We start from the raw sequence: 20394 nt of genomic DNA on the forward strand, positions 1-20394 counted from the left end.
ATGGCGAGGCATGGCCCAAACAGCGGCCAGGCCCCGCGTTCAGGCTGGCGCGTCAGGAGAGGCGCTGCAGCAGCAGCCGGCTGGCTTCGCGCGCGCTGAGCAGGCCGCCTTCCATCCAGCCGCAGTGCTCGGTATAGGCATCCGAGCAGGCGATGATGCCGTTGTCGCGGTGGCTGAGCGCGGGAGGATGGGCGATATCGCTATCTCGACAGAACTCAACCCCGTGGGTCCAGTATTTGTGCAGATGCGAGCGAGGCTGCGGAATGCGTTCGGCGGCGATGCCCAGCGCGTCGGCCAGATGGGCGCGAATCTGCGCCAGATAATGCTCCTCTCCCTCCGCCAGCGCGCCGCGCCAATGATTGGCCATCTCGCTGTCGGTGTAGAAGAACAGGTATTTGTCGCCCTTGAAGTAGATTTTGCGCAGCGGGTTGTCGACAATCAGCACCTGGTCGTCCAGCTTGTAGTCCAGCCACCAAGGCTCGTCATAGGTCAAGAAGCCCTTGAACAGCGGCAAGGAGCCGTAGCGCGCGCCACTCCAGGCCTCGGGGAAACCGACATCCAGCCCCGCCATCGCCGACGGCGGGATCGCCAGAATCAGGTGCCGCGCGCGATGCTCCAGCTTCCAGCCGTCGTCGCCGGCGAACTGCAGCCGGTAGCCGTCGCCGTCCGCCGCCACCGACAACAGGCGGTAGCCCAGGCTGAGGCGCGCGCCGCCCGCTTTCACCTTGGCCTTGATGCCCTGGATCAGGCCATCGAAGCCGGTTTCCGCGGAAAACCACTGATTGGCGTCGTTGTCGGTCACGCTCTGGATTTCCGGATGCTTGCCGACGATGTCGTAAGCCATCTCGGCCGAGATGTCCGGCAGGAACAGCGCGTCGTAGCCCATGGAGCGGATCATGCCCACCGCGCGGTCTTTCCCCTGGAAACGGCTGACGAACTGCAGGAAGGACTCCTTCCCATGCTCCTTCAGCCGGGGAAACAGGTCGCTCATCGTCCGCTTCAGCTTCTGCTGAGCATGGCTCTTGAACTTCAGCTGGGTGAACGGATACACCTCGCTCTTCTGGCGGTAATGCTGCATCGCGCTCTGGAAATGCGGGTGCAGCTGCGGGGAGAAGCGCCCCGCGCCCAGCTCGATCGCGGCCTTGCCGTCCAGCGTCTTCGAGCGGATGCGTCCTCCCGCCTCTTGCTGCATGTCGAAAACGCGCAAGGACAAGCCGCGGCAGGCCGGCGAGTCGAGCAGATGGCTGGCGCAAGTCAGGCCGCTGATCCCAGCGCCAACAATGCAAATATCGGAAGAATGCTTCATCGCGAATGTCCCTTTGACAATTCAATCCAGGCCCGCCGAGCGGCGGCGGCGGGCAAGCATGGCGGCGAAATTCTTGCAGCGTTCGCCTCGGAATCGGGATGTAGCCTCTTGTTTCCTCATCAACTCCGGCAAGCAGAGAAGATATTTGGCATTCAAATTAAATTTGATCTATGCCTTTGTAATTTCAAGCAACGGTAGTCCATCCGTATCCATTCATCAAGAATATTGTCGGACACAGTGACGAATCCTGTTCCAATGAACAGGCCCTGCCGTGGAGAATGGGAGACAAGAGGCCGCATCGCGGCTAGCGGCGCCAGGCCTGGCGCGGCGCGTCAACCCCCAGCCGGATGCGGAAACGCTCCCCATCGCCGACAGTCGGCTGCCATAAATAGAGTTGGTCCCCGTGGCTGCCGCCGCTCCAGGCGGTCAGATAATAATCGGCGGCTCGCGCCCAGTCGCGAAACGACACGATGTCGCCATCCGCCAGACATCCCCCCGGCCGACTATGGTTGATCAGGCGCAGCTCCGGCGAGCGGCTCAATGGCCCCTGAGCGGTGTAGTAAGCATATTGGTTGCCGCCCGCGCCGCCCCACCAGGTCCAGAACCAGCCCGGCCGGTCTGCTCGCTCCAGCCTCACGTATTCTCCGGAGCGGATGCAGCCGTTATCGCGCATCGAAAAGTTATTGGACAAATTGAAGCGCGCGCGCGGCCCCGCCTCCGCCGCGTCGGTCCTCAGCCAGCCGTCGTTCGCCTCAGCGGCCTGGACGTAGCGGCCGCTGGCCAGGTTCTGCAGCGTGGCGTGGCGATACCCACCGCCGCCTTTCAGCCTAAGGGGGGCCTTCGCGGCGGCCTGGGCGTAGGCTTGCACCGGGTAATGATCGCTGTAATCGGCGTAAGCGTAGGTCTGCTTCGCCAGCGCCGACTGCGCCGTCCATTGCGGCGACGCCGCGTCCAGCGCCAGATTGGTCCAGCCCAAGGGCTGGCGATGGGCCGTCAGCGCCAGAATGTAATCCAGGTATTCCGGCGCGTCGCCGGTGCGCGCGCCGTAGCGCTCCAGCGCGATGCCGTTGCCGGCGGTGTCGAAGCTGTGCGGCGCGCCGGAATAGGCCGGCTCGGACGCCTTCAGGATGTCCAGCATCGCCCGGTACTCTCCGGTCTTGCCGCGGTCCACGTTCATGTCGCCGGCGATGATGACCGTCTCGCCTGCCGGCAGCCGGCGCGCCTGGACCCAGGCGGCGATCTCGCGCAGCTGCGCCTGGCGCACCGCGATATCGGCATGGTTGGCGCAGCCGCTGTCTTCCGATTGCAAATGGGTGCCGATCACGTGGTAATTGCGGCCGCCCACATCCAGCCTCGCGTAAGCGAACCCCTTCAGCGCCTGGCCATCCCAGCTGCAGCCGGCGGTCCGAAACAGATACTGCCGCTTCTCGACGATGGGCCAGCGGCTGACGATGGCGACGCCGCCGTCTTCCGGCTTCATGCCGTTCCAGCCCTCGGTGCCGTCCCAGCCATCCCGCGATCGGCCGATCACCGGCGTCTGCTGGGGAAAACGGGGTTTGAGCAGGGCCAACAGCTTCTCCGACGCGGCGTTGTCCTGCAGTTCCTGAAACACCAGCACATCCTGCTCCTGCAGAATGGGCGCGGCCGCCATCAACTCGACGCGGCGCATCTGGCCGTAGTTGGGATACAGCGCCTGCGGCAGCAGCATCGCGTTCCAGGTGGTGAGCCTCAACTCTTCGGTGGCTTCGGCATGAGAGGCGACAGGCAGCGATAGCGCCGCGCACAGCAGAAAACGCCAGGCTTTCATCGGTCATCCTTGGTGGGTGAGAAAGCGGAAAAGGCTGGATCAGTTTTCTTGCACTATGGTTAATTGACAGAAATTTAATATTCAATTTACATTTCAAGCACCCATAAGCCACGCCGGGACTAATCCATCCCATACCCCGCCGAAGCCTGCGGACGCAAAAAAGGCGCCGTCCACAAGGACGGCGGCTTTCGCGCGAAAAGCCTCCGCGCGCTTACTCGTGGATGGCTTCCAAGGCGATGTCGATGGTGACGTCGTCGCCGACATACGGCGCGTACTTGCCGGCGTTGAATTCAGTGCGCTTGATCTTGACGCTGGCATTGGCGCCGATGGCGTCCTTCTTCAGCATCGGATGCTCTTTGTTGGTGAAGCTGGACAGTGTCAGCGTCACCGGCTTGGTCACGCCCTTGATGGTCAGATTGCCCTCCACCGCAGTCGGCTGGTCGCCGTCGAACACCACCTTGGTCGACTTGAAGGTGGCGGTCGGGAACTTGGCGGTGTCGAAGAAATCCGCGCCCTGGATATGGCCGTTGAACACCGGGTAGCCGGTATTCACCGATTTCATGTCGATGGTCACGTCGACGGAGCCGGTCTTGGCCTCCTTGTCCAGCACGACCTTGCCGCTGGCCTTGTCGAAACGGCTCAGCTGGGTGGAAAAGCCCAGGTGGCTGTACGAAAAGCGCGGGAAAGTGTGGCTGCCGTCGATCACATACGTTTCCGGCTTGGCGAAGGCGGCGCTGCTGAAACCGGCGGCGGCCACGGCGGCCAGCGTCAGGCGGGTCAATCTGTTCATGGCTTCTTCCTTGTTTTGAGTGGGCGGCGCTTACTTGGCGCGCGCCAGCAGATGGAACTTGATCTGAATTTCGTTGGCGACGGTGCCGAAATCCTTCCAGTCGCCCTCGCCAATGGCGAAATCGGCGCGCTTGATGGTGAATGCGCCATCAAAGGTCGCGGCGCTGCCCTGCGGCGTCATCGTCGCCACGGTGCTCACCGGCTGGGTGCGGCCCTTGATGGTCAGCTTGCCGTCCACCTGGAAGCGGTTGCCGCCCAGAGGCTTGATGGCGCCGGAGACGAAGCGGGCGGTCGGATACTGCTTGGTATTGAACCAGTCCTTGTCCGCCACCTGCTCGTTGGCTTCGGCCGAGCCGGTGTCGATGCTGGCCAGGGCCACGTCGAACTGGGCCTTGGCCGCGGCCGGCTTGGCCGGATCGAAGCTCAGCGAGGCCGAGAATTTCTTGAAATGGCCCTGCATTCCCACGCCCATCTGCCTGTAGCCGAAAGCGATATTGCTCTTGTCCTGCAGGATGGAGCTGAACTCGACAGCCTGGGCCGCCAGCGGCGCGGCAAGCAGGCCGCCGAGCAGCAGCGGCATGGCGATGCGTTTGATATCCATGGTGGATTCTCCGGATAGGGTCAGGATTTGATGCGCCAGGGCAGCATGCGCGTCAGCACGTCGTCCCTATCGATCAGGTGGTGTTTAAGCGCGGCGCCGACGTGTCCAAGCACCACAGCGGCCAGCAGATAGTTGAGCAAGCCATGCAGGCGCTGCAGGCTGTCGCCCAGCGCGCGGTCCGGCGCGATCAGATCCGGCAGCGGCAGCACGCCGAAATAGACGGTCTGTATGCCTTTGGCCGAGCTCATCAGCCAGCCGGACAACGGGATGGCGATCATCAACAGATACAACAACGCGTGGCCGGCATGCGCGGCGGCTTTCACCGCGCGGCCCATGCCCGCCGGCAATGCCGGCGGACGATGGCCGAAGCGCCAGGCCAGCCTTAGCCACACCAGCAGGAACACGCTGACGCCCGCCCACTTGTGCCAGGAATAGATCTGCAATTTGAACGGCGACAGCTTCAAGCCCTGCATGTAGAAGCCGACGCCGAACAGACAGACGAGCAGGACCGCCATCAGCCAGTGCAGCAGGATGGCGGTAGCGGTGTAACGCGTTTGCGACATGGACAGCCTCTTGATGAAATCGACGAAAACCGGCATCCCTCCGCTTATCCAGCTTGACCATGGCATGGAGGGACGCCGCGCAGTCAAACTGTAAGCGCTTTTCATGTCATGAAATAGGCCGCTCGGACAAATTCATTATTTCCCAATAGGAAACAATAAAAGGGAACTAAACCAAAAATGGCCGACCAGCTTGACAGCCCGCGTCTGCGCTTGCCATAAAATACCGTCAGCATGGCGAATCATTCCCAAACCCGACAAGTAGCGGAAAGGACAGACTCATGCAAACCAGCGACAACGGCGTCAATCTGATCAAGCGATTCGAGGGGTTGCGCCTGCAGGCCTATCAGGACGCGGTCGGCGTCTGGACCATCGGGTATGGCCATACCGGACCCGAGGTGCATGCAGGACTCTGCGTCAGCGATGAGCAAGCCGAGCAACTGCTGCGCCAGGACCTGAGCCGCTTCGAGCAAGGCGTGGCGAGTTTGGTCAAAGTCGCTCTCAATCAAAACCAGTTCGACGCGCTGATCAGCTTCAGCTACAACCTGGGCTTGGGCAATCTGCAAAGCTCCACTCTGCTTCGCCTGCTGAACCAGGGCGACTACCAGGGCGCGGCCGGCCAGTTTCCCCTGTGGGACAAGGCCGGCGGCAAAACGGAGCCCGGATTGCAAAAGCGCAGGCAGGCCGAACAGGCGCTGTTCGGCACGCCCAGCGCCGCCGCAGCCTGAATCCGGCATCGGGCTGGCGCTCCCTTTCCCCTCGCCGGTAAACTCGATTTTTTGCCGAAACTCCGCCCCCATGCGCCCCCACTCCGCGCCGCTTTGCCGCCGTTGCCGGCATTACTTCATCACCCATGACCCGCGCTTTCCTTATGGTTGCCGAAGCATGGGCTTCACCAGCACGCGCGCGCCCAGCCAGGACGTGCTCGAAGCCTCCGGCCAGCCTTGCATGCGTTTTCAGGCCAAGGCCGCCCTCCCTCGCTGAACGCAATTGGCATAGCCCGCACTTTCGAACAAAACTCATCTCCCCTAGCCGCCGCCACCCGGATTCGAGCAAACATTCCACAGCAGACCATTGATTTCAATACAATTTTGCAAAGCATCATCGGTCTGACTAATTCAAAGCATCAGAAAAAACGATTAGCCTCCTTTCTGCTTCCTCTCTTATTTTTTCAGCAGCGCCACACGAGCGCAGCACCCCCAAAGGAGGATGTCATGAATGAGGAGACTCTGAAGAAGATCCAGTCCAATCCGAAGTACTTGGAACTGGTCCACAAGAAAACCAGCCTAGGCTGGACCCTGGCCATCGTCATGCTGGCCATTTATTACGGTTACATCCTGGTTCTGGCCTTCGCTCCCGGCTTGCTGGGCCAGCCGCTGTACCAGGGCGCCACCATGACGGTGGGCATTCCGGTGGGCGTATGCATCATCCTGTCCGCCTTCGCGCTGACCGGCATCTACGTGCGCCGCGCCAATCGGGAATTCGACCCGCTGACCCAGCAAATCGTCGAGGAGGCCAAATGATGCGACACACCCGATTGAAACTCGCCGCCGGCGCGGCCGCGCTGCTGCCGGCGCTCGCCTGCGCCGCCGGCGCGATTGAAGGCGACGTCAAGCAACAAGCCACCAACTGGCACGCCATCATCATGTTCTTCCTGTTCGTGGCCTTCACGCTGGGCATCACCTACTGGGCCGCGCGCCGCACCAAGTCGGCCAGCGATTTCTACGCCGCCGGCGGCGGCATCACCGGTTTCCAGAATGGCCTGGCCATCGCCGGCGACTACATGTCCGCCGCGTCCTTTCTGGGGATTTCCGCGCTGGTATTCGACAAAGGCTACGACGGCCTGATCTACTCGATGGGCTTCCTGGTGGGCTGGCCCATCATCCTGTTCCTGGTGGCCGAGCGGCTGCGCAATCTGGGCAAGTACACCTTCGCCGACGTCGCCTCCTATCGCTTGCAACAGATGCCGGTGCGCAGCCTGGCAGCCGTGTCCACGCTGGTGGTGGTGGCCATGTACCTGATCGCGCAAATGGTGGGCGCGGGCAAGCTGATCCAGCTCTTGTTCGGCATGAGCTACGGCTCCGCCGTGGTGCTGGTGGGCGTGCTGATGGTGTGCTACGTGTTGTTCGGCGGCATGCTGGCCACCACCTGGGTGCAGATCATCAAAGCGGTGCTGCTGCTGTCCGGCGCCACTTTCATGGCCATCATGGTGCTGGCCTCGGTCGGCTTCAGTCCGGAAGTGATGTTCGAGAAAGCCGTGGCCGCGCATAGCAAGGGCGCCGCCATCATGGCGCCGGGCAAGGCCGATCCGATCGACTCCATCTCGCTGGGCCTGGCGCTGATGTTCGGCACCGCCGGCCTGCCGCACATCCTGATGCGCTTCTTCACCGTGGCGGACGCCAAGGAAGCGCGCAAGTCCGTGTTCTACGCCACCGGGTTCATCGGCTATTTCTACATCCTGACCTTCATCATCGGCTTCGGCGCCATCATGCTGGTGCTGAACCAGCCGGGCATGATGGAAACCGTGATGAAGAACGGCAAGGAAGTGCACCAGCTGATCGGCGGCAGCAATATGGCGGCCATCCACCTGGCAGACGCCGTGGGCGGCGACATATTCTTGGGCTTCATCTCCGCCGTGGCCTTCGCCACCATTCTGGCGGTGGTGGCCGGCCTGGCCCTGTCCGGCGCGTCCGCGGTGTCTCACGACCTGTACGCCAGCGTGATCAAGCACGGCAAAGCCAACGAGGCCGACGAGATCCGCGTGTCCAAGATCACCACCGTGGTGCTGGGCGTGGTGGCCATCGTGCTGGGCCTGGTGTTCGAGAAGCAGAACATCGCCTTCATGGTGGGCCTGGCCTTCTCCATCGCCGCCTCGGCAAACTTCCCGGTGCTGTTCCTGTCGATGTTCTGGAAAGGCCTGACCACGCGCGGCGCGGTGACCGGAGGACTGGTGGGACTGGCCAGCGCGGTGCTGCTGATCGTGCTGGGGCCAACGGTATGGGTGGAGGTGATGAAGCACGAACACGCCATCTTCCCGTACAAGAACCCGGCCATCTTCTCGATGACCCTGGCCTTCGTCGTCACCTGGCTGGTATCGGTGCTGGATGCCTCCAAGCAGGCCGCCGACGAGAAAGCCAAGTTCGACGCCCAGTATGTGCGCTCGATGACCGGCATCGGAGCCAGTGGCGCCAGCAAACATTAAATGTCATTATCATTGACATGCCGCGCGCCGGATGACGCGCGGCGATAACACCAAAGACTCTGGAGAAACGCATGTCCACGCTAGATTCCATCCTCAAGGAAACCCGCAGCTTCGCGCCGTCGGAAGAATTCCGCCGCAAGGCGTCCATCAGCGGCATCGAGGCTTACCACGCCTTGTGCGAACAGGCGGACGATCACTACCTGTCGTTCTGGGGGGATCTGGCGCGTGAACTGATCAGCTGGAAAAAGCCGTTCTCCCGCGTGCTGGACGACAGCCAGGCGCCGTTCTTCAAGTGGTTCGACGACGGCGTACTGAACGCGTCCTACAACTGCCTGGACCGCCACCTGGCGTCCAACGCCAACAAGATCGCCATCATCTTCGAGGCCGATGACGGCGAAGTCACCCGCGTCACCTACTCGGAACTGCATCGCCGCGTCTGCCAGTTCGCCAACGGCCTGAAAAGCCTGAACGTGAAAAAAGGCGACCGCGTCGTCGTCTACATGCCGATGGGCATAGAGGCCGTGGTGGCGATGCAGGCCTGCGCCCGCATCGGCGCCATCCACTCGGTGGTGTTCGGCGGTTTCTCGGCCGGCGCGGTGCGCGACCGCATCCAGGATGCCGGCGCCACCATGGTGATCACCGCCAACGAAAGCCTGCGCGGCGGCAAGAGCGTGCCGCTGAAGGCCACGGTGGACGAAGCGCTGGCGCTGGAGGGCTCGGAGTCGATCCAGCACGTGGTAGTGTATCAGCGCACCAACGGCGGCGCGGCCTGGACCGACGGCCGCGACGTATGGTGGCACAAGCTGGTCGAAGGCCAGAGCGAGGCCTGCGAGCCTGAATGGATGAGCGCCGAAGATCCGTTGTTCATCCTCTACACCTCAGGCTCCACCGGCAAGCCCAAAGGCATTCAGCACAGCACCGCCGGCTATCTTCTGGGGGCGATCAACAGCTTCCGCTGGGTATTCGACTACAAACCCAACGACGTCTTCTGGTGCACCGCCGACGTGGGCTGGATCACCGGCCACAGCTACGTCTGCTACGGCCCGCTGGCCAACGGCGCCACCCAGGTGATCTTCGAGGGCGTGCCCACCTATCCCGACGCCGGCCGCTTCTGGAAAATGATAGAACAGCACAAGGTATCCGTCTTCTACACCGCGCCGACCGCGATCCGCTCGCTGATCAAACTGGGCGCAGACCTGCCCAAACAATACGATCTGTCCAGCTTGCGCGTGTTGGGCACGGTGGGCGAGCCCATCAATCCTGAAGCGTGGATGTGGTACTACGAAACGGTTGGCGGCGGCCGCTGCCCCATCGTGGATACCTGGTGGCAGACCGAAACCGGCTCGGCGATGATCGCGCCGCTGCCGGGCGCCGTGGCCACCAAGCCGGGCTCGTGCACGCTGCCGCTGCCGGGCGTGATCGCCGACATCGTCGACGAATCCGGCGCGCCGGTGGAGCCCGGCCGCGGCGGCTTCCTGGTGATAAAGAAACCCTTCCCGTCCCTGGTGCGCACCATCTGGAACGACCCGGAACGCTTCAAGAAAACCTATTTCCCGGACGAGTTCGACGGCAAATATTATCTGGCCGGCGACTCCGCCCACCGCGACGAGAACGGCTACTTCTGGATCATGGGCCGCATCGACGACGTGCTGAACGTGTCCGGCCACCGGCTGGGCACCATGGAGATCGAGTCGGCGCTGGTGGCCAACCCGCTGGTGGCCGAAGCCGCCGTGGTGGGCAAGCCGCACGATGTCAAGGGCGAGGCCGTGGTGGCCTTCGTCGTGCTGAAGGGCGCCCGCCCGCAAGGTGACGCGGCCAAAACGGTGGCGGCGGAACTGAAGAACTGGGTGGCGCACGAGATCGGCAAGATCGCGCAGCCGGACGACATCCGCTTCGGCGAAAACCTGCCCAAGACCCGCTCCGGCAAGATCATGCGCCGCCTCCTGCGCTCCATCGCCAAGGGCGAGGCGATCACTCAGGACGTCTCCACGCTGGAAAATCCGCAAATTCTGGAACAGCTGCAGCAGCAACTGTAAGCCGCGTCCCGGTAAGAAAAAGCCGCCATTTACATGGCGGCTTTTTCTTTGCGTCTCCAAATGGCTACTCCAAACGGAAGCGCGCGATCATCTTGTCCTGCTCGGCCACGTCGGCGGCGGTATCGCTGCAGTGTCGCAGCTGCACCTGGGCCGTATCGCTGACCCGCTGGCCGATATGCCTGATGCTGCCCGCGTTGTCGTTGATGTCCTGAGTCATCCGGCTTTGCTTGCCCACCGCGCCGGCGATTTCGCCGTTGCGGGCGTTGATGTCCGAAATCACATCCTGAACGCGCACCAGCATCTCGCTGATCTGCTCCGCGTCCTTCACCGTGCTGCCCGCGCACTCGCGGCTTTCCTCCATTTTCTGCCGCGCGGCGGCCACGCCGCGTTGCAACTGTTCTATCATGCCGCGGATTTCCTGGGTCGCGGTCTGGGTCTGCGACGCCAACTTGCGCACCTCGTCCGCCACCACCGCGAAACCACGGCCCATTTCGCCGGCTCGAGCCGCCTCGATGGCGGCATTCAGCGCCAGCAGATTGGTCTGCTCCGCCACGCCGGTAATCACCCGGACGATGGATTCGATGTTCTTGCTGAATTCCGCCAGCTCGTCCATCGAATGCGAGGTTTCATCCAGCGTATCCGCCAGCCGGCGTATCGCTTGCCCGGACTGGCTCACCAGCGCCACCCGGCTTCCGGTTTCCTCATGCGCCAGCCGGGCCGCGTCGGCCACCGCGCTGGCATTGGCCGTCATATCTCCCGCGGCCTCGGCCATCTGCCCGATGGCCGCCACCAATTGCTCCAGCTCCTGTTGCAGACGACTGGCTTCGCCGCTGCTTTGGCGCGCCTCGTTCGCGCTTTGCTCGGTGCCCTGCGACACCCGCAGCGAAATCTGGCGGATATCGCCTATCAATTGCTGCAGGTAGGCGATGAAGCGGTTCAGCTCCCGCGCCACCTCGCCGAACTCGTCGCGCGAAGATTCGTCCACCCGCCGGGTCAGATCGCCGTTGCCGCTGTTCAGCTCCACCAGCGAATGTTTCAGCTGCTGCAAAGGCCGGCGCAGGATTTGCTGCATCAGCGTGCTGAGGATGACCATGCTGAGCACAACGCCGATCACCGCGCCCCAGAAGCCGCGCCAGCCTATCTGCCTGGCCTCCGCCATCACCTTGTCCTCGTCCAGCACAACGCCCACCAACCACTTGGCTTGCTGCAGGCTGGCCAAAGGCTGGAACACCACCATCAGGCGCTGGCCGTTGACCGTGACTTCCTGCGCCTGGTTGCTAAGCTGCGGCGCCGTGCCGCCAAACAGTTCGGCGATGCTTTTGCCATTCAGCTTGGCATCCGGGTGGCTGATGATCTTGCCGTCGGCGGACAAGAGAAAAGCGTAGCCCGCGCCGTTGAACGTGGCGGTATTGAGCGCCTCGGACACCGTTTTCAGGCTGAGATCGCCGCCGAAAGCGCCCTTGAAGGCGCCCTTGTCGGTCAATTTGGCCACCACCGAGATCAGGATTTCGCCGGACGCAGCGTCAGGATAAGGGTCGGTCAGCGCCGCGCCGGACGCCGCCTTCGCCACCGGGTACCACGGCCGCTTGCGCGCGTCCCAGGTCGGCGGCGGATTCCATGAGGAGTCGTTGGAAATCTTCTTGCCATCGGTATCCAGTCCGCCGAAGATCAGCTTGAAGCCGGTTTTCAGCGAGGGCATCAGAAACACCTGCTGGATGCGTTCCGGACTGAAGCTGGCATCTATCATTTCCGACATCAGCTGAATTTGCGCCAGCTTGCCGTTCAACCAGTTGGCAATCTGGACAGACAGCACCTCGCTGGTCTGCATCACCTCCTGCTCCTTGCCGGAACGTATGCTGTCCGCCACGCTCAAGTATTGCATCCAGGACAGGGTGGACAGGGTGGCAGCCAACACCAGCGCGGAAATCAGGCCGGCCTTATGGGCGATTTTCATGGTGGAGGCTCCGCGGCGATCTCGGTATTTTCACCATAGATCGCGGTCTTCCGCAGCCAAGCCCAAACCATTCGATTACGCGTAATGAATCGGATAAATAAAACTTTAACTAGTACAAATATCCACCGCCAAGCCAAACCTCCGCGCTCCCTGCCGCTTCGAAGATTCACAACAACGCCTTGCCATCGTTCTGACATCAGCATCCATGCGGGACGCCGCTGACCCGAACCTCCGCCTCTACAGGAGAGCCATCATGAAATACACCTACTTCATCACCACGCCGGGCTACTCTCCCAACTCCTATATCGCCAGGCAAACCACTGCCGGGCGGGTCAATGGCAGCTACTTCAAATTCGGCGACACCAACCATGTGAACAAACTGGATATCCGGAACGGCTATACGACGCACAACCCGGATATCGGCGTCTTCGCCTTGCTGCGAAACGACGCCACGGACTTCAACCTGGGCACAGCGATCAAAGCTTTCCTGCGAGAGGAGCTAAAACTGGAACCGGTGAGCGGAGAATGGTTTTTTGCCGATTTCGAAGCCATCAAGCAGCTGCGCAAGGTGATGCGGGAGAACGATGAGCTCGCCTTCGATGTCCACAATGCCGGGGAACTCCTCGACTCGATCAAAACGGCGCTGACGAGTTGAAGACTGTGGGCAAGCCCATGGTCCCGGCGCTTCAGGAGAAAACAGCCAGCCCCTCCCCCGACTGCGCCTCCTCCCGCCGACAGGCAACGATGGCGCCGCTGTCACCAGCGGCCGCCAGTCAGTTTGCCGCCGGCGAACGTGCCCGGCCAAAAGCGCGGGCGCGCGCAGGCGCGACGGGAATGCTCAAGACAGGAACCGAAGTCTGGACGATAGGCGTTGGCTCCACCACCGCCAGCATGTCGGCATGCTGCCTAGCCATGCGCTGCACGAAGTCGCCGCCCAGTCCCAGGATATCCTCATTGTCCAGGATCTGGCCATCGCTGCCCGCCCCCGCCAGCACCGGAATGGAAACCGCAGCGGCGATTCGCCCTGCCGCATCGCCGCCCACGCCCTCCAACACCAGGCAAAAGGCGCCGGCTCGCTCCAGTTCTCGAGCGGCCTGGATCATGCGATCGCAGGCCACCACGCCGCCCTCCGCGACCGCGCCTTGCGCGCGCTCCGAAATCCGCCTTAATTGCGCGATGACAGGCACCCCGTTTTTCACCAGATAAGCCACGGTGTCCGCCATCTCCACGCCGCCCTCCACTTTCACCGCGGACGCGCCCGCCTCCAGCAGCCGCAATGCGCTGTCCAAGGCCTGCGCCGGAGATTTATGGCGGCTCGAGAACGGCAGGCCCGCCGCGACGCAGGCCCGCCGCGCGGAGCGGGACACCGCCCGGGCGTGGCTGACCATGTGTTCCAGCGTGAACGACAGCAGGGTGGGTTGGCCAAAGTCTCCCATCGTGGCGATGTCGTCGATCAACACGATATCCACCCACTCGTCGACAACTTCGGTGATGGCCCGGCCGTATGCGGTCGCGGCTATCAGCTTGCGCTGCCCCTTGCTGCTGCGGATGGACGGCACGGTCACGCGCCGGCTAACGCTTGCCTTGCTGCTCATGATGCATGCTCCTTGTAATGGCCGGCGCGCTCGCCGGGGATGAAGACATGCATGCTATTGGAGTATTCTATGCAGATGTTAATGAGAAATTGTCATATCCTGTTCATCCAAACGTTATACACCCCATGAATCTGCGCAATTTACGCTACTTCGTCGCCGTGGCCCGCCACGGCAGCTACCAGAAAGCCGCTGCGCGCATTCATCTGACGCAGCCGGCGCTGAGCAAGGCCATCCAGCAGTTGGAGGAAGAACTGGACGCGACCTTGCTGGTGCGCAGCCGCCCAGGGAGCCCGGCCAGCCTGACCCCCGCTGGCGAACTGGTGCTGCGCCGCGCCGAAAGCCTGCTGCGGGAGAACGCGGCGATGCTGGACGATCTGGCCCGGCTGAAATGCCAGACCCAGGGCGAACTGCGCCTGGGCCTGCCGCCGCTGGCGGGCATTCCCAGGGTGGCCAGACTGATGCAAACCTTCCGCAGCCTCTATCCGCTGGTTCAGTTGCGTCTGTTCGAAAGCGGTGGCTGCGAGCAAGAAGACGCCGTGATGAGCGGAGACATCGAGGTGGCGATCTGCCTGACGCCGCAGCATCCGGAACTGGATAGCCTGCTGATCGGAGAATACCCGCTGCGCTTCGTGCTGCCGGCCTCCCATCCTCTGGCCGGCCGCGCCAGCCTGAAGCCGGCAGAAGTCGCCGACATGCCCTGGATACGGCTGGAGGGCGCCTCTCAGGTCAATCGCATGGCCGCCGACGCCTGGCAGCAAGCCGGCCTGGTGCCGGAAACCTATGCCGACAGCGGCCATCTGGGACTGTGCCTGTCGCTGGTGGCCGCCGGCTGCGGACTGCTGATCCTGCCCGAACCCTGGCTGCCGCCGCATCCGACCGACATCGCGCTGGTGCCCTGCGACGATCCGTCGCTGACCTGGAAACTGTCGCTGATCTGGCGCCGCGGCATCGCGCTGTCCGAGCCGGCCGAGCGCTGGCGGCAATTGCTCATCGAGGAGGGAAAGGCCCGCGACTGCCCGCCGGGTGTTGAAGAGGATGCCGCTAAAGAAGATAATTAACGGTTTTTGAAGCGGAATCCGACAGCATGGCCGTCATCACACTCGTCGACCGGATCGACGCCCTCCTGCCCCAGACCCAGTGCGGACAGTGCGGCCATGCCGGCTGCCGTCCGTACGCGGAAGCGCTGGCGGAAGGCGCGGACCCGATCAACCGCTGCCCGCCCGGCGGCGATGACGGCATCAGGGCGCTGGCGGAACTGCTGGGCCGGCAGGCCATTCCCTTCGACCCCGCCGGACAGCAGCCCAAGCCGCGCGCGCTGGCCGTCATCCGCGAGGATAGCTGCATCGGCTGTACCTTGTGCATCCAGGCTTGCCCCGCCGACGCCATCGTCGGCGCAGCCAAGCAAATGCACACCGTGATCGCCGACGAATGCACCGGCTGCGAGCTATGCCTCGCGCCCTGTCCGGTGGACTGCATCGACCTGATCCCGGTGGCCGATCCGCGCGACGGCGAACGCGAACGCGTGATGGCCCGCGCCGCGCAGGCGCGCAGGCGTTACGACTCGCGCCAGGCGCGCAAGGCGCGCGATGCCCAGGATAAGGCCAAACGCCTGGCCGAGCGCGCCGCCGTAGCCGCGCCCTCCCCCGCCGGCCGCGCCGATGCCGAGCCGCCTGCCGCCGCGAGCGCCGCCGACAAGAACGAGCTGATCCGCAAGGCGATGGAGCGCGCCAAGCAACAGGCCCCGGTGGCCGCCACCGCCTCCGCCGACAAGATGGCTGTGATCCGCGCGGCCATGGAGCGCGCCGCCGCGATGAAAGCCGCCCAGCAAGAAGCCGACAAGGACGCCGAGTGAATCCCGCCAAACGACAGGAAATCTTCCGCCGCCTGCACGAAGACAATCCCCATCCCGCTACCGAACTGGAATACAACACGCCGTTCGAACTGCTGATCTCGGTGCTGCTGTCGGCTCAGGCCACCGACGTGGGCGTCAACAAAGCGACGCGCCGGCTGTATCCGGTAGCCAACACGCCCGCCGCGATGCTGGCGCTGGGCGAAGAAAGCCTGGCCGACTTCATCAAGACCATCGGCCTGTACAAGACCAAGGCCCGAAACGTGATCGCCACCTGCCGCCTGCTGCTGGAACGACACGGCGGCGAAGTGCCGCAAACGCGCGAGGCGCTGGAAGCGCTGCCCGGCGTCGGCCGCAAAACCGCCAACGTGGTGCTCAACACCGCCTTCGGCCAGCCCACCATCGCGGTGGACACCCATATCTTCCGCGTGTCCAACCGCACCCGTCTCGCGCCTGGCAAGGACGTGCGCGAAGTGGAGGACAAACTGGAGCGTTTCGTCCCCGCCGAATTCAAACGGGACGCGCACCACTGGCTGATTCTGCTCGGCCGCTACGTTTGCAAGGCCAGGAAGCCCGAATGCCAGCGCTGCGCGATAGCGGATCTCTGCGAATACCCGGCCAAGCCCTTATGATAAAATTGGAGTGTAAACTCGATATCGATGACAGAAGACAGCTTGTATACTCTTCTATCCGCCCCCATTTACCTTTCCGAATCAGCCAGCTATTAAAGGATTGCCAGTGACAACGAGTCTTCGCATCATGGCCGGCGCCCTGCTCGCGGCGTCGTTACTGTCCGGCTGCGACAGAATCGAGCAGTTTGTCAAAGGCAGCAGCCAGCCCGCTCCCGTCGCCATACCCGCGCAGCAGGACGGCCGTGTCGCCATGCTGCTGCCGGACTTCACCCAGTTGGTCAGCCGCGATGGCCCGGCCGTGGTCAACATCCAGGCCACCCGCGAAGGCGCCGCGCCGCAGCAAAGCGCCAACAACATGCCCTTCCCGGTGCCGGAAGACGACCCGCTGTACGACTTCTTCCGCCGCTTCATGCCCAACCAGCCGCAACAGCAGGACCAGACGCCCGAGGAAAGCGTGTCCTACGGCTCCGGCTTCATCATCAGCAGCGACGGTTTCATCCTGACCAATGCCCACGTGGTGGCCGACGGCGGCCAGATCCGCGTCACGCTGACTGACAAGCGCGAACTGCGCGCCAAGCTGGTGGGCCTGGACAAGCGCAGCGACGTGGCCTTGCTCAAGGTGGCCGCGGCCGACCTGCCGGTGGCCAAGATAGGCAGTCCGGCCGACCTGAAAGTCGGCGAATGGGTGGCCGCCATCGGCGCGCCCTTCGGCTTCGACAACACCGTCACCGCCGGCATCGTCTCCGCCAAGGGGCGCAGCCTGCCGGACGAAACGCTGGTGCCCTTCATCCAGACCGACGTGGCGATCAACCCCGGCAACTCCGGCGGCCCGCTGTTCAATCTGCGCGGCGAAGTGGTTGGCATCAATTCCCAGATCTACAGCCGTTCCGGCGGCTTCATGGGCATTTCCTTCGCCATCCCGATCGACCTGGCGATGCAGGTGGCCGATCAGCTGAAGTCCAAGGGCAAGGTCAGCCGCGGCCAGCTGGGCGTCAACATCCAGGAAGTGACCCAGGAGCTGGCGCAATCGTTCGGCCTGCAGCGCCCGTCCGGCGCGCTGGTGGTGCGCGTCGACCCCAAGGGCCCTGCCGCCAGGGCCGGACTGCAAGCCGGCGACATCATCCTGAAGCTCAACGACCAGGCGATCAGCAGCTCCAAGGACCTGCCGATGCTGGTGGGCTCGCTCGGCCCCGGCACCAAGATCAGACTGGTGGTATGGCGAAAGGGCTTCGAGAAAACGATGGAAGCGACGCTGGTGGAGCAAGCGCAGGAGCCCGCCGCCAACAGCAAGCCTGCCAGCGACAACGCGCCGCAGGGCTACCAGTTCGGCAAGCTGGGCTTGACCCTCAGCGAACTGACCACGGAACAGCGCGCCGACCTCGGCATCCGCGGCGGCCTCCTGATCCAGAAATCGCAAGGCCCGGCCGCCCGCTCCGGCTTGATGCCCGGCGACATCATCCTGGGCCTGAACCAGGTCGACGTCACCAGCATCAACGCGTTCGAGAAAGCGCTGTCCGGCGCCGGCGGCCACGCCGCGCTGCTGGTGAAGCGAGGCGAAGCGGTGCTCTACATCGCGCTGCGCACCGATTGACCCCATGCCCCCGATTAAAAACGCCGCCCACTGGGCGGCGTTTTTTCATTGCGTTTCCACATCTATAAATCCGGCATGACTGACAGATTCCGCCGGTCGCGGATGGAGAATGCGATGAGCAAGCTGCGCGTAGCCTGTTTTTCCCTGTCCGCGGACGGTTTCGGCGCGGGCCCGAATCAGAGCCTGGACCAACCGTTGGGCATCGGCGGCATGGCGCTGCATCAATGGGCGTTCGCCACCGCCGCCTTCCAGCGCCTGCACGGCGGCGGCATCGGCGGCGAGGCCGGGGTGGACAATGACTTCATTGAACGAGGCTTCGACAATATCGGCGCCTGGATACTGGGACGCAATATGTTCGGCCCGTTGCGCGGCCCCTGGCCCGATCTGGAATGGAAAGGATGGTGGGGAGAAGAGCCGCCCTACCGCACTCAGGTGTTCGTGCTGACCCATCATCCCCGCCCCGCGCTCGCCATGAAGGGCGGCACCGTCTTCCACTTCGTCTCCGACGGCATCCGCCCGGCGCTGGAGCGGGCCCGCGAAGCGGCCGGCGGCCGGGACGTGCGGCTGGGCGGCGGCGTCGACGCGGTTCGGCAATACCTGCGCGCCGGCCTGATCGACGAGCTGCACCTCGCCATCGCGCCCACGCTGCTGGGACGCGGCGAAGCCTTGTTCGCCGGGCTGGACCTACCCGCGCTCGGCTACCAATGCGCGGAACGGGTCGCCGGAGAAAGAGCCTGCCACTTGCTGCTGCGCCGGCTCGACAAGCCCGGTTGAGAAAGAAACAAAAAAGCGGAGCCCATGGGCTCCGCTTTTTCCAACACGCCCCGGATCAGGCCGGATTATGCAGCAATGAATTGCGCCGCGAATAACCGAAATACACCACTAGGCCGATGATCAGCCAGGCAGCGAAGCAGGTCCAGGTCAGCAGCGACAGCTGGGTCATCAGGAAACCGCAGCACAGGATGGCCAGCGCCGGAATGGTGGGCACCGCCGGGCAGACGAACTTGCGCGGCAGGTCCGGCTCGCGCTTCCGGAGCACGATCACCGACAGCGCGATCAGCGTGAACGCGGCCAGGGTGCCGATGTTCACCAGCTCGGCCAGCGTGTGCAGCGGCACGAAGCCGGCCAGCAGCGCGATGATGGTGCCGATCAACCAGGTGGCCTTGTACGGGGTGCCGTACTTCGGATTCACCTCGGAGAAGATCTTGGGCAGCAGGCCGTCGCGGCTCATGGCGAACAGAATGCGGGTCTGGCCATAAGTCATCACCAGGATCACCGTCATCATGCCCAGGATGGCGCCCAGGTCGACGAAGCCGGCGAACCAGTCCAGCTTGGCCACTTGCAGCGCCAGCGACACCGGGTGGTCGACGCCGGCGAACTGCATGTAGGGCACGATGCCGGTCATGATGGCGGCCACCACCACGTACAGGATGGAGCACACCGCCAGCGACCAGATCACGCCGCGCGGGATGTCCTTGGCCGGGTTCTTCACTTCCTCCGCCGCGCAGGTGACGGCGTCGAAGCCGATGAAGCTGAAGAACACGATGGCGGCACCGTGGAACACGCCGGAGAAGCCGAACGGCAGCGCCGGCTCCCAGTTGGCCGGCTTGACGTGCCACACGCCAATGGCGATGAACAGCACCACCACCGCCACCTTGATCAGCACCACGATATTGTTGACGCGCTTGGATTCCTTGATGCCGAAGGCCAACAGCGCGGTAATGATCATCGCGATGCAGAAGGCCGGCAGGTTGAACAAGGTGTCCTTGCCCGGCACCGAGCCGGCGGCGGCGGTCAACGCCTGCGGCAGCGTGACCCCGAAGCCGGACAACAGGCTCTGGAAGTAGCCGGACCAGCCGACGGACACCGCCGACGAGGCCAGCAGGTATTCCAGCAGCAGGTCCCAGCCGATGATCCAGGCGATCAGTTCGCCCAGCGTGGCGTAGGCATAGGTGTAGGTGGAGCCGGAAATCGGCAGCATGGAGGCGAATTCGGCATAGCACATCGCCGCAAAGCCGCAGGCGAAAGCGCTGATGACGAAGGAAAGCACCAGGCCGGGGCCGGCGATGGTGGCGCCGGTGCCGGTCAGCACGAAAATCCCGGTGCCGATGATGGCGCCGATGCCCAGCATGGTAAGGTCGAACGCGGAGAGCTCTTTTCGCAGCCCGCGCGAAGTCTGAGCGGCGGCCAACATGCCTTGCACGCTCTTCTTGCGCATCAAACTCATTGTCTTCTATCCCGTATTTGCCCGCACCGGTCCGCGCCGCCGTGCATTGCGGCAGCGCTGAAACGACAAGACGCCCGCTGTCCAGGCGGGCGCCTCATACTCGGATTCGGCTGTTGTGATCTGATTTGTCCCTCCGCCGCTGTCCTGTCTTGTCTGAGCGCATGCAGGCCATGCTCGCGGAGGCCATCGATACTACCGCAGGAGGCCATGGTCACAATACGGGAAAACGCCAATAGCTTACAAAT

The 20394-nt window shown here is 63.5% G+C and carries 19 protein-coding genes; 11 read left to right on the plus strand and 8 right to left on the minus strand.

The window, feature by feature from the left end; translation table 11 throughout:
* Positions 1–52: 52 nt before the first annotated feature.
* The 5 genes from DK842_RS01240 to DK842_RS01260 all read right to left on the minus strand — a co-directional run bounded on the left by DK842_RS01240 (position 53) and on the right by DK842_RS01260 (position 5066).
* A complete protein-coding gene (locus tag DK842_RS01240; protein ID WP_114059731.1) occupies positions 53–1306 on the minus strand; it encodes a flavin monoamine oxidase family protein in 1254 nt (417 codons plus the stop codon).
* 304 nt (positions 1307–1610) lie between these two features.
* Positions 1611–3113 (minus strand): sphingomyelin phosphodiesterase, encoded by a 1503-nt coding sequence (gene sph, locus DK842_RS01245; protein ID WP_114059732.1) that lies wholly within the window; start codon positions 3111–3113, stop codon positions 1611–1613.
* 211 nt (positions 3114–3324) lie between these two features.
* Positions 3325–3903, minus strand: coding sequence for a YceI family protein (locus tag DK842_RS01250; protein ID WP_114059733.1), 579 nt, complete (start codon positions 3901–3903; stop codon positions 3325–3327).
* A gap of 30 nt (positions 3904–3933) precedes the next feature.
* A complete protein-coding gene (locus DK842_RS01255) occupies positions 3934–4503 on the minus strand; it encodes a YceI family protein (protein WP_114059734.1) in 570 nt (189 codons plus the stop codon).
* 20 nt (positions 4504–4523) lie between these two features.
* The gene (locus DK842_RS01260) at positions 4524–5066 is read right to left on the minus strand and encodes a cytochrome b (RefSeq protein ID WP_114063557.1); all 543 of its coding nucleotides are present in this window, start codon (positions 5064–5066) and stop codon (positions 4524–4526) included.
* Positions 5067–5344: 278 nt separating this feature from the next.
* On the opposite strand from DK842_RS01260, the gene DK842_RS01265 reads away from it, so the two are divergent.
* The 5 genes from DK842_RS01265 (at position 5345) to acs (ending at position 10301) form a co-directional block, all read left to right on the plus strand.
* Entirely contained in the window at positions 5345–5791 is a 447-nt protein-coding gene (locus DK842_RS01265; protein WP_114059735.1) for a lysozyme, read from the plus strand.
* 70 nt (positions 5792–5861) lie between these two features.
* Positions 5862–6047, plus strand: a complete 186-nt coding sequence (locus DK842_RS01270; RefSeq protein ID WP_114059736.1) for a hypothetical protein — start codon at positions 5862–5864, stop codon at positions 6045–6047.
* Positions 6048–6277: 230 nt separating this feature from the next.
* Positions 6278–6586: a DUF485 domain-containing protein gene (locus tag DK842_RS01275; protein WP_114059737.1), complete on the plus strand. Its 309-nt coding sequence runs from the start codon at positions 6278–6280 to the stop codon at positions 6584–6586.
* Positions 6583–8265 carry a cation acetate symporter gene (locus DK842_RS01280; protein ID WP_198414608.1) on the plus strand — a complete coding sequence of 561 codons (1683 nt, stop codon included), beginning with the start codon at positions 6583–6585 and terminating at the stop codon, positions 8263–8265. Before DK842_RS01275 ends, DK842_RS01280 begins: the two co-directional genes overlap by 4 nt.
* 71 nt (positions 8266–8336) lie before the next feature.
* Positions 8337–10301 carry an acetate--CoA ligase gene (acs, locus tag DK842_RS01285; protein ID WP_114059738.1) on the plus strand — a complete coding sequence of 655 codons (1965 nt, stop codon included), beginning with the start codon at positions 8337–8339 and terminating at the stop codon, positions 10299–10301.
* Between the two features lie 64 nt (positions 10302–10365).
* Here the strand turns inward: acs and DK842_RS01290 are convergent, their stop codons facing one another.
* A complete protein-coding gene (locus tag DK842_RS01290) occupies positions 10366–12255 on the minus strand; it encodes a methyl-accepting chemotaxis protein (protein WP_114059739.1) in 1890 nt (629 codons plus the stop codon).
* A 253-nt stretch (positions 12256–12508) separates the two neighbouring features.
* Between DK842_RS01290 and DK842_RS01295 the strand changes: the two genes are divergently transcribed.
* Positions 12509–12910, plus strand: a complete 402-nt coding sequence (locus DK842_RS01295; protein WP_114059740.1) for a hypothetical protein — start codon at positions 12509–12511, stop codon at positions 12908–12910.
* A gap of 118 nt (positions 12911–13028) precedes the next feature.
* Here the strand turns inward: DK842_RS01295 and DK842_RS01300 are convergent, their stop codons facing one another.
* On the minus strand, positions 13029–13850 hold the full coding sequence (locus DK842_RS01300; RefSeq protein WP_114059741.1) for a 3-methyl-2-oxobutanoate hydroxymethyltransferase: 822 nt from the start codon (positions 13848–13850) through the stop codon (positions 13029–13031).
* Between the two features lie 125 nt (positions 13851–13975).
* Here DK842_RS01300 and DK842_RS01305 point away from each other — a divergent pair, with 125 nt between their 5' ends.
* From DK842_RS01305 to DK842_RS01325, 5 genes are all read left to right on the plus strand, one after another.
* Positions 13976–14908: a LysR family transcriptional regulator gene (locus DK842_RS01305; RefSeq protein ID WP_168191773.1), complete on the plus strand. Its 933-nt coding sequence runs from the start codon at positions 13976–13978 to the stop codon at positions 14906–14908.
* A 26-nt stretch (positions 14909–14934) separates the two neighbouring features.
* Positions 14935–15702: an electron transport complex subunit RsxB gene (rsxB, locus tag DK842_RS01310; RefSeq protein ID WP_114059743.1), complete on the plus strand. Its 768-nt coding sequence runs from the start codon at positions 14935–14937 to the stop codon at positions 15700–15702.
* Positions 15699–16331: an endonuclease III gene (gene nth, locus DK842_RS01315; RefSeq protein WP_114059744.1), complete on the plus strand. Its 633-nt coding sequence runs from the start codon at positions 15699–15701 to the stop codon at positions 16329–16331. The genes rsxB and nth overlap by 4 nt, the downstream gene beginning before the upstream one ends.
* Positions 16332–16458: 127 nt before the next feature.
* The gene (locus tag DK842_RS01320; RefSeq protein WP_114059745.1) at positions 16459–17922 is read left to right on the plus strand and encodes a DegQ family serine endoprotease; all 1464 of its coding nucleotides are present in this window, start codon (positions 16459–16461) and stop codon (positions 17920–17922) included.
* A 114-nt stretch (positions 17923–18036) separates the two neighbouring features.
* Positions 18037–18696, plus strand: coding sequence for a dihydrofolate reductase family protein (locus DK842_RS01325; RefSeq protein WP_114059746.1), 660 nt, complete (start codon positions 18037–18039; stop codon positions 18694–18696).
* A 55-nt stretch (positions 18697–18751) separates the two neighbouring features.
* Here DK842_RS01325 and DK842_RS01330 read toward each other — a convergent pair whose 3' ends face one another.
* A complete protein-coding gene (locus DK842_RS01330) occupies positions 18752–20149 on the minus strand; it encodes an amino acid permease (protein WP_114059747.1) in 1398 nt (465 codons plus the stop codon).
* Positions 20150–20394 lie beyond the last annotated feature (245 nt).

Source organism: Chromobacterium phragmitis, assembly GCF_003325475.1.
GTDB lineage: Bacteria > Pseudomonadota > Gammaproteobacteria > Burkholderiales > Chromobacteriaceae > Chromobacterium > Chromobacterium phragmitis.

Bases quoted from the DNA above. Each gene is read 5' to 3' on its own strand.
- DK842_RS01325 (WP_114059746.1), top strand. From the start codon at position 18,037: ATGAGCAAGCTGCGCGTAGCCTGTTTTTCCCTGTCCGCGGACGGTTTC.
- acs (WP_114059738.1), top strand. From the start codon at position 8,337: ATGTCCACGCTAGATTCCATCCTCAAGGAAACCCGCAGCTTCGCGCCG.
- DK842_RS01280 (WP_198414608.1), top strand. From the start codon at position 6,583: ATGATGCGACACACCCGATTGAAACTCGCCGCCGGCGCGGCCGCGCTG.
- DK842_RS01275 (WP_114059737.1), top strand. From the start codon at position 6,278: ATGAATGAGGAGACTCTGAAGAAGATCCAGTCCAATCCGAAGTACTTG.
- DK842_RS01290 (WP_114059739.1), bottom strand. From the start codon at position 12,255: ATGAAAATCGCCCATAAGGCCGGCCTGATTTCCGCGCTGGTGTTGGCT.
- DK842_RS01320 (WP_114059745.1), top strand. From the start codon at position 16,459: ATGGCCGGCGCCCTGCTCGCGGCGTCGTTACTGTCCGGCTGCGACAGA.
- DK842_RS01270 (WP_114059736.1), top strand. From the start codon at position 5,862: ATGCGCCCCCACTCCGCGCCGCTTTGCCGCCGTTGCCGGCATTACTTC.
- DK842_RS01260 (WP_114063557.1), bottom strand. From the start codon at position 5,066: ATGTCGCAAACGCGTTACACCGCTACCGCCATCCTGCTGCACTGGCTG.
- sph (WP_114059732.1), bottom strand. From the start codon at position 3,113: ATGAAAGCCTGGCGTTTTCTGCTGTGCGCGGCGCTATCGCTGCCTGTC.
- rsxB (WP_114059743.1), top strand. From the start codon at position 14,935: ATGGCCGTCATCACACTCGTCGACCGGATCGACGCCCTCCTGCCCCAG.
- DK842_RS01250 (WP_114059733.1), bottom strand. From the start codon at position 3,903: ATGAACAGATTGACCCGCCTGACGCTGGCCGCCGTGGCCGCCGCCGGT.
- DK842_RS01240 (WP_114059731.1), bottom strand. From the start codon at position 1,306: ATGAAGCATTCTTCCGATATTTGCATTGTTGGCGCTGGGATCAGCGGC.
- DK842_RS01265 (WP_114059735.1), top strand. From the start codon at position 5,345: ATGCAAACCAGCGACAACGGCGTCAATCTGATCAAGCGATTCGAGGGG.
- DK842_RS01330 (WP_114059747.1), bottom strand. From the start codon at position 20,149: ATGAGTTTGATGCGCAAGAAGAGCGTGCAAGGCATGTTGGCCGCCGCT.
- DK842_RS01305 (WP_168191773.1), top strand. From the start codon at position 13,976: ATGAATCTGCGCAATTTACGCTACTTCGTCGCCGTGGCCCGCCACGGC.
- DK842_RS01255 (WP_114059734.1), bottom strand. From the start codon at position 4,503: ATGGATATCAAACGCATCGCCATGCCGCTGCTGCTCGGCGGCCTGCTT.
- DK842_RS01300 (WP_114059741.1), bottom strand. From the start codon at position 13,850: ATGAGCAGCAAGGCAAGCGTTAGCCGGCGCGTGACCGTGCCGTCCATC.
- DK842_RS01295 (WP_114059740.1), top strand. From the start codon at position 12,509: ATGAAATACACCTACTTCATCACCACGCCGGGCTACTCTCCCAACTCC.